Here is an 8469-nt window from a genome sequence, read left to right on the forward strand (position 1 = left end):
AAATTCCATTGCCGCAGGCAATCTGGAATGAATTTTGGCTACGTTACTGTGAACGAAGTGAACAGTAGCAATATTTCCATATTCCATGTACAGCATAAGAACAGAAAAAAATACAGCTTCTGATCCTGCCGTAACCGGCGTATCTGTAGACATTGTAAGTCATGGCTGCTGATTTCAGTTTGTTTCTGGATTTGCCGCCTTCGCTGAGACGATATTTCAGATAGGGTTTGTTGATTCCGGCAGCACAGCCGTATTTTCGCAGGATTTTCAGCCAGGTGATATAATCCTCATGGCTGTCGTCATGCTCCATGGGAAATTCACGCGCCACATCCCTTCTGAGTATTACCGAAGAACAGTTGATGCTGTTATGTTTCAGAAGTTCTCTGTAGGTGATCTTCTCTTTTACAGGGATTGTCCGTCCTGTACTGCTTCCGTCCGCTTTCATCAGTTCCCGCCCTGTAGAACACAGCACGTATCCTGTCTCTTCCAGACGTTTCAGCTGTTCTTTCAGCTTGCCTGGCTCCCACCAGTCATCTGCATCCAGAAAAGCAATGTAGGTTCCCTGTGCCAGCCCGACTCCTCTGTTTCTGGAGCCTGCAGCTCCCATATTCTGTTCATTCTTAATATACCGAAAGTCCTCTCTGCCCTCATAGGCAGACAGGACTTCCTCTGTATGGTCTGTAGAACCGTCATCGATCACCAGAAGTTCCAGCGAAACTCCCTGTTCATAGACGGATTCCACAGCCTTTCTAATATATTTTTCTCCGTTGTAAACCGGCATGATCACAGATACCAGCGGTTTATTCATTGTCATTCCTCCGTTTTATTCTCTGACACTCCGGCGTTTTTCCCGGAATCCTTCAACGCATTTACCTGTCTGTCGTCTACTCCCTCAGATACTTCTTTCTGGAAAAAGATTTTAACTGTCATAAAGATCAGCTTGATATCCAGCAGGAAGGAATAATTCTCAATATAAAACAGATCCAGCTTTAATTTGTCATAAGGAGTTGTATTATACTTACCGTAAACCTGCGCATATCCGGTAAGACCTGCTTTAACTTTCAGACGATAATAGAATTCCGGAAGCTCTTTCTCATACTCAAGCATGATACTTTCACGTTCCGGACGCGGACCTACCAGAGACATATCTCCCTTAAATACATTGAAAAGCTGAGGAAGCTCATCCAGATGAAGATTTCTCAGCACATGACCTACCGGTGTGATACGGGAATCATGCTTGGATGCCAGTCTTGCACCGTTTTTCTCCGAATCTACGCACATACTGCGGAATTTACAGATCTTAAAGGGCTTTCCACCCAATGTCAGACGGTCCTGAAAATAAAACACCGGACCTCTGTCGTATGCTTTTACCGCAATCGCTATGATCAGCATGATCGGTGAAGTGATTATAATGCCGATCCCTGAGATCAGAATATCCATAACTCTCTTTGCAGCACGCTGGTCTACTGCCAGTCCCATATTTCTGGATACCAGAAGCGGTGTGTCAAAAAGATGGATGCGTTCACTTCCCATAAGAATGATGTCCGAAATCTTCGGACTCACATAGCATCGGACAGAATGTGCAAAACAGTATTTCAGATAACGGTTTCTCTCTGTTGAATGCAGATCCCAGATGATCACGCCGTCATAATCCTGCATCATCTGATGGATTTTTTCTTCTCCCACACTGATGTGTACCTTGCCGCTGATGTCATATTTGTCCTTTCGGGAATTCATCTTATGGATCAGGTCGTCCCCTGGATCCCGGTCACCGTAAATGACCAGAAGCCGGCGTGCGCGGTAAAGTCCGGAATAGATATACCTTGAACCAAATATCCAGATAATGATCAGAACCAGCTGTATTCCTGTCATCTCGATCATAGGCCATACGCTCAGGAACCATCTGTTGATCAGGGTGATCTCCAGATATTCCACCACATTGGTACACAAAAGTGCCAGTGTCAGCGAATAAAATACATCAATCCTCTTAAGATATCCAACCTTAAGTCCTCCGTACAATTTGGCAAACAGGGCAAACATCAGACCGTAGATTGCGATCAGTACCCAGTTACCTTTGCGCCAGAAAGGCTCGTCGATCTGTCCTCTGTAAACGGAATACCACACCCATGCAAAGACCGCCGCCTGTGCCAGAACCACCAGACTCGCCAGACAAAATACGATAAATCGTTTATAATCTTCTCTTTTACTCACGTGATAACCTCTGTTTCTCTGTAACTGTTCAGTATTTTCACAGTTACGCATTTCTTCTATAAATTCCTACCTATTATAGCGTAAGAACTATTATACGTCCACCCGTTTCACTTAAATTTGTGAACAAATGTTACTGTTCACACAGCATTATTCCGCGAGGTGTTTTGGCATGAATATGCCAAAATCCCGAGACATACAGGCCAAAATTCCATTGCCGCAGGCAATCTGGAATGAATTTTGGCTACGTTATGAGCATAATTTACAAATATCTTTAATCCCCTGTCATGCGATTCGTCTCGATATTTGTATATAATGTATAATTTTTCGTCGATTTTACTTAGTTTGTAGCAAAGTTTTTACATATTTTTTTCAGAAACCTATGGAAAAATGTCAGGAAAAAATGTATAATATTACCTAACAAATGAAAGCGAGGGTTCACTATTATGAAACAAAATAGTATGTTGGCCATGATCCTGGCCGGCGGTCGTGGCAGCCGTCTGCATGATCTTACCAATAAAGTGGCAAAGCCGGCCGTTTCATACGGCGGTAAATATCGTATCGTAGACTTTCCTTTAAGCAACTGCGCCAACAGTGGCGTTGATGTTGTAGGTGTACTTACACAGTATGAATCAATCCAGCTGAACAGTTATGTGGCAGCCGGCGGACGTTGGGGTCTTGATGCTAAAAACAGCGGTGTTTACGTTCTTCCTCCACGTGAGAAAGCAGATGAGAATCTGAATGTATATCGCGGAACTGCAGATGCAATCTCCCAGAATATTGATTTCATTGATAAATTTGATCCTGAATACGTTCTTGTTCTTTCCGGTGACCATATTTATAAAATGAACTATGACAAGATGCTTGCAGCCCACAAAGAAGCAAAGGCAGATGCAACCATCGCAGTTATCGGAGTTCCGATGAAAGAGGCAAGCCGTTTTGGTATCATGAATACTGATGAATCCGGACGTATCGTAGAATTCGAAGAGAAACCTGAGCATCCGAAGAGCAACCTTGCATCCATGGGTATCTATATCTTCACCTGGAAACTCCTCCGCAAGATGCTGATGGCTGATATCAAGAATCCGGATTCCAGCCATGACTTCGGTAAGGATATCATCCCTACTATGCTTAACGATAACAGAACTCTTTATGCATATAAATTTGAAGGATACTGGAAAGATGTTGGTACCATCGACTCTCTCTGGGAAGCAAACATGGATCTGTTAAGTTCCAAGAATGAACTGGATCTGGGTGATCCGTCCTGGAAGATTTATACAGAAGATGTTACCGCACTTCCACAATACATCAGCGCAGAAGCAGATATTAAAGATGCATATATCACACAGGGCTGTGTTGTTCAGGGCGAAGTTAAGCATTCCGTTCTCTTTACAGGTGTTAAGATTGGTGCAGGTGCCAGAATTATCGACAGTGTACTGATGCCGGGTGTTGTTGTAGAAGAAGGTGCCGTTGTTCAGCGTGCACTTGTAGCTGACGGTGTCCGCATCGGTAAAGGTGCAGTTGTCGGTGCCGCAGACAGTGAGCACATTGAGCTTGTAGCGAAACGCGTAAAGGGGGCAGAATAATATGTATAAGGCATTTGGAATCGTAAGCTCTTCCGGGAGAAATATTTATGTAGATGGTATGCAGGATTATCGCCCAATCGGTGCGTTTTCCTTCCTTGGCAGATACAGAGTCATTGACTTCCCTATCTCCAATATGACCAACAGCGACATTGACCGTATTCAGGTCTATATCAATAATAAACCCCGTTCTGTTGTAGAACACGTTGGAACAGGACGTCATTACAACATCAACTCCAAGAGCGGCAAACTTCAGCTTCTCTTCTCAGAGCACAATAATGACAATGATATCTATAACACCGATATCTCCTGCTATCTGGACAACATGGAATCCCTCAGCAGAATGAATCATCCGTATGTTGTCATTGCACCGAGCTATATGGTTTATTCAATTGATTTTGACCAGTTTTTACATACACACGTTGAGTCCGGTGCAGATGTTACTCTCCTTTATCACGCTGTTGATAATGCAAAAGAGGCTTATCTTACCTGTAATGTTCTGGGACTGAACCGCCAGAAAGGTGTGGAATCCATCGAACCGAATCATGGTAATAAGAAGAATCAGTATGTTTATATGGATACCTGTGTTATGAAAACAGAGCTTTTCATCAGCCTGATCAAAGAAGCCAAGAATCTTTCTTCCATGTATACACTGGCAGACATCCTGAATGATAAATGCGAAACTCTGGACATCCGCGGCGTTGCACACAAGGGATTCTTTGCAAGCATTACAGACTTCCCAAGTTACTATGCTGCAAACATGGCTCTCCTTAATTACAAGTCAGCTCAGGAACTTTTCCATGATAACTGGCCAATCTATACACGTACCAATGATTCCTGCCCGACTCAGTATTTCAATACTGCAGATGTGAAGAATTCCGTAATCTCCAACGGCTGCCAGATTGAAGGTACTGTTGAGAATTCCGTAATCGGTCGTGGATGCGTCATTAAAAAAGGTGCTGTTGTAAGAAACAGTGTTGTTCTCGCTGAAGCTACTGTAGGTGAGGGTGTTCACGTAGAGAATGAAGTAGTCGACAAATGGGCGAAACTCGTTCATAAAAAAGAAATCGTTTCCCCGACTGAACAGCCTGGTTATATCAGAAGAAATGATACTCTGTAATTAATGATTAATTAGATTAAATGCAAAGCCCCCCCGGAAGCGGTCACTTCCGGAGGGCTTTGTTTGTGTTTACTTAAATTTCACAAACTCTTCACATTTTCCTCTTGCATTTCATTTTTAGCGTGTTATAATACAGCTGTAACAAAGATAAAGAACAAACAACTGAATACTTAAAAATACTTAACACCACCTGGAGCATTTCGGATGCTCATAAATTGAAGATAGTGTCAAGCATGTCACCTCAGCTGTAAAATGGAGGAAAAGTCAAATGAATACTTTAAAAGCTGAAAAAAGAACAATGGACACAAAGGCCAAAAGATTAAGAAGAGAAGGCTACGTTACAGGTAACGTATTTGGCAGAGAGATGGAAGGTTCTCTTCCTGTTAAAATCGAGAAATCTGCTGTCGAGAAACTTCTCAAGACAAATAACAAAGGAAGCCAGATTATGCTGGATGTAGATGGTCAGTCATATGACGTACTGATTAAAGAGATCCAGTTCAATCCGTTAAAAGGACAGGTGGATGAAATAGATTTCCAGGCACTGGTAAGCAACGAGAAAGTACATTCCGTAGCAGAGATCGTACTTGTAAACCACGACAAACTGGAAGCCGGTGTATTACAGCAGCATCTGGAAGAAATCTCCTTCAGAGCTCTCCCATCAGCACTGGTAGACAAAGTTATGGTAGATGTCGGTGACATGAAAGTCGGCGACGTAATCAAAGTCAAAGACCTCGCCATCGCCCAGGACAAAGATGTAGACTTAAAGACAGACCTTGAAGCTGCAGTTGTATCCGTAGCCGCCGTTCATGTAGACCCGGCTCTGGAAGCTGAAGAAGAGGCTGCTGCCGAAGAAGAAGCTAAATAACATAATATCTCTTTTAACATTTATTCAGGTACGCTCAAGCGTACCTGAATTTTTTTATCAAAATATCTCCCTCCACAAATAATTGACCTTTCCAGATATCTGCACTATTCTGTTCCCGTACTATTCTTTCTCTTGCTCCTGCTCCAGCAGCCTGAATGACAATTCCAGATAAAAAATCTCCTCCGGATCATCCAGCTCAGACTGCAGGATTTCCTTAATCCTGTCCAGCCTGTAAAGAAACGTACTGCGGTGGATAAACAATTCCCTTGCCGCCTGGGTTGCACTGAGATGCTGCTCCAGATACACTCTCAATGTCTCCATGTACTGAGTCTGATTCTCCTCATCATGCTTCTTCAATTCCAGCAGCCCTTCATGACAGATCATTGTTCCTGGCAGTCTTCTTGTTGCCTGTTCCAGAATATAAGTCAATGCCACCTGACCGAAATAATGAATCCACAGATAAGGCTTCTTACGGCTTCCTACATCCAAAGCCGTCTTCGCCTGCACATACTGCCGTCTCAGATTCATATGTCCTGTCATCACCCTGCTGTATCCGGCTTTCAGATAAGTATCCCTGATAAAATAAACCAGTTTTCCGGCTACTTCCTCCTGGCTTTTTCCAAGTCTGGTAAGGTCAAAAAATGCCACAATTTCATCCTGATAAAGAAAACTCACAGAATCCTCAAATTTCTTCTTAATATATCGGCAGATTGCCTTTGTGGAAAGATTCTGCTGATTCAGATAGGTAATCTGCAGGATCAGGCACATATATTCATGATTTCCACTCCATCCCAGTTCACTCAGTTCTCTACTCACCTGCATATAATCCGCAGTTCTGTCCGACAAAATCCTGACAAAAATCTGCTCCATATCCCTGTCCGGATCTTCTTCCTCCGCTTCATGCGCAAGCAGATACTCCAGTTTCTCCACCAGAATATCCAGTACACAGATAACTCTCAGTGTAATCTCTGATCTGCACTCAGTCAAAACCAGCCTGTGAGTTGCTTTCCCATCCACAAACAGATTTCTGTTCATCGAACGACATCCACTGATGTAAGCCGGAAACATCACATATTCATGCGTATCTGCCATATCTCGATAAGTCTCATTCTGCAAAAGTGCATTTACATATTCCATATTCAACCCGTCATCTGTATACATCCGCGCCCTCGGCGGCAGATACTCGCTTCCCGCTTCCGCCACAAAGGTAAAATCCAGTCCTGTTACAGTCATCGGATTCTGCAGAAATTCCGATGTCACCTGCAAAAGCCTGTCCATTCCGGCATGTTCTAACATCAGATCATGAATCTTCCGTTCCCATTCATCAGCCGCATCAAAAATCTCCTGCACATCATTCATAAATTCTGCTATTTCTTTCAGACTATCAAGTGCAATATGAATATACGGAATCTGCTGAAACTCTTCTGATGCAGCATCAATTTTCTCTCTCCCACAAAATACCCAGAGTATATTTTCAGCAGTCAGAACTGCCGATTCCCACTCTTTGTCATATCTCTGTACCACATAAACATGCCCATGTCGAAATGTTTCTTTTTTTTCATAACACAAAAAGGGGCGCAGATATCCGTCTGAACCGGATAAAGTTCCCCTTTCCGTAATTTCATATTTCTCTTTTATTTTTTCATATAAATAAACTGATGACAGCTGCAAGTCTACAATCCTCCTGTCACATAATTGAAGCACCTATTTTACCAGTCAATTCTATAGCAATTTAACTCACACTATGTCTTTCTCATACGCACCTGTCAGCCCGGTTCTCACACAATAAGCGTTTTCGCAACTTCCACAGCCTCAATACAGTTCTCTGTATAGGCATCTGCTCCCATATTCTTCGCCAGCTGCTCCGTTACTGCACCTCCACCAACCATAATCTTAAATTTATGCTTACTGCTGCTTCGTTTCAGAGACTTTACCACCTGCTCCATCTCCGGGATTGAAGTACTCAGAAGCGAGGAGATACACACGATCGACACATCCGGATTCTGTTTCACTGCACGCAGAAACTGCTTCTCAGAAATATCCACTCCCAGATCGATCACCTTAAATCCGGCACTACGAAACATGATCGCAACCAGATTCTTACCTACATCATGCAGATCACCTTCCACCGTTCCAAGGATTACAGTTCCGATATTCCTCCTGCCAAACTGCGAGTCCTGTTCCTCCAACAATTCAAAACCCTTGCGCACACTTCGGGCTGCTGCCAGAATTTTAATAATATCCGCACCATTGGATTTGTAATTCTCCCCCACTGTTCGCATAGCCGGAGTCATGGCCTCTTCCACAATCCGCCCTGCAGGAATATGCTGCTTCAATGCCTCCCTCACCAGCTTCTCTGTCTCCCCCGGATGTCCGTCTTCAATTGTTTTTCTTAACTGTTCCAGTACTGTCATATCCTCAAGCCACCCTTAATACCTTCTGCCAAAAATCCCCCGCCCTGCGGCGAAGGATTTTTTGTTTTTTCAAACACGCTCTGCGCTTTCAATATCTGTATTTTATCATAGCTCACTGTTATTTACAACGAAAACTGACTTACCTGATTCGGCTAAAATGTTATTCCGTTATTGTTCACACACCTCTGTCCCGCGAGGTATTTTGGCATGAATATGCCAAAATACCGAGACATACAAGCCAAAATTCCATTGCCGCAGGCAATCTGGAATGAATTTTGG

Annotated in this window: 7 protein-coding genes; 3 read left to right on the forward strand and 4 right to left on the reverse strand. The window is 43.3% G+C overall.

What is annotated here, in order from left to right; genetic code table 11:
- Positions 1 to 43 precede the first annotated feature (43 nt).
- Positions 44 to 808 (reverse strand): glycosyltransferase family 2 protein, encoded by a 765-nt coding sequence (locus LJE11_RS18120; protein WP_022380408.1) that lies wholly within the window; start codon positions 806 to 808, stop codon positions 44 to 46.
- 2 nt (positions 809 to 810) lie between these two features.
- Positions 811 to 2211: an exopolysaccharide biosynthesis polyprenyl glycosylphosphotransferase gene (locus tag LJE11_RS18125; protein WP_022380407.1), complete on the reverse strand. Its 1401-nt coding sequence runs from the start codon at positions 2209 to 2211 to the stop codon at positions 811 to 813.
- 443 nt (positions 2212 to 2654) lie between these two features.
- On the opposite strand from LJE11_RS18125, the gene LJE11_RS18130 reads away from it, so the two are divergent.
- The 3 genes from LJE11_RS18130 to LJE11_RS18140 all read left to right on the forward strand — a co-directional run bounded on the left by LJE11_RS18130 (position 2655) and on the right by LJE11_RS18140 (position 5776).
- Positions 2655 to 3794, forward strand: a complete 1140-nt coding sequence (locus LJE11_RS18130) for a glucose-1-phosphate adenylyltransferase (protein ID WP_118338526.1) — start codon at positions 2655 to 2657, stop codon at positions 3792 to 3794.
- A gap of 1 nt (position 3795) precedes the next feature.
- Positions 3796 to 4911: a glucose-1-phosphate adenylyltransferase subunit GlgD gene (gene glgD / locus LJE11_RS18135; protein ID WP_118338527.1), complete on the forward strand. Its 1116-nt coding sequence runs from the start codon at positions 3796 to 3798 to the stop codon at positions 4909 to 4911.
- Between the two features lie 268 nt (positions 4912 to 5179).
- Positions 5180 to 5776, forward strand: a complete 597-nt coding sequence (locus LJE11_RS18140; protein ID WP_055054124.1) for a 50S ribosomal protein L25 — start codon at positions 5180 to 5182, stop codon at positions 5774 to 5776.
- Positions 5777 to 5896: 120 nt separating this feature from the next.
- Here LJE11_RS18140 and LJE11_RS18145 read toward each other — a convergent pair whose 3' ends face one another.
- Together LJE11_RS18145 and LJE11_RS18150 are read right to left on the reverse strand one after the other, a co-directional pair.
- On the reverse strand, positions 5897 to 7447 hold the full coding sequence (locus LJE11_RS18145; RefSeq protein WP_227296347.1) for a PucR family transcriptional regulator: 1551 nt from the start codon (positions 7445 to 7447) through the stop codon (positions 5897 to 5899).
- Positions 7448 to 7554: 107 nt separating this feature from the next.
- Positions 7555 to 8190, reverse strand: coding sequence for a cobalamin B12-binding domain-containing protein (locus LJE11_RS18150; protein WP_118338529.1), 636 nt, complete (start codon positions 8188 to 8190; stop codon positions 7555 to 7557).
- Positions 8191 to 8469 lie beyond the last annotated feature (279 nt).

The sequence above is a fragment of the Blautia sp. DFI.1.216 genome (genome assembly GCF_020594215.1).
In the GTDB taxonomy this organism is placed as follows: Bacteria; Bacillota; Clostridia; order Lachnospirales; family Lachnospiraceae; genus Blautia_A; species Blautia_A wexlerae.

Excerpts from the sequence above, each read along its gene's own strand:
- LJE11_RS18140 (WP_055054124.1), top strand. The coding sequence starts at position 5,180 with ATGAATACTTTAAAAGCTGAAAAAAGAACAATGGACACAAAGGCCAAA.
- LJE11_RS18150 (WP_118338529.1), bottom strand. The coding sequence starts at position 8,190 with ATGACAGTACTGGAACAGTTAAGAAAAACAATTGAAGACGGACATCCG.
- glgD (WP_118338527.1), top strand. The coding sequence starts at position 3,796 with ATGTATAAGGCATTTGGAATCGTAAGCTCTTCCGGGAGAAATATTTAT.
- LJE11_RS18130 (WP_118338526.1), top strand. The coding sequence starts at position 2,655 with ATGAAACAAAATAGTATGTTGGCCATGATCCTGGCCGGCGGTCGTGGC.
- LJE11_RS18120 (WP_022380408.1), bottom strand. The coding sequence starts at position 808 with ATGAATAAACCGCTGGTATCTGTGATCATGCCGGTTTACAACGGAGAA.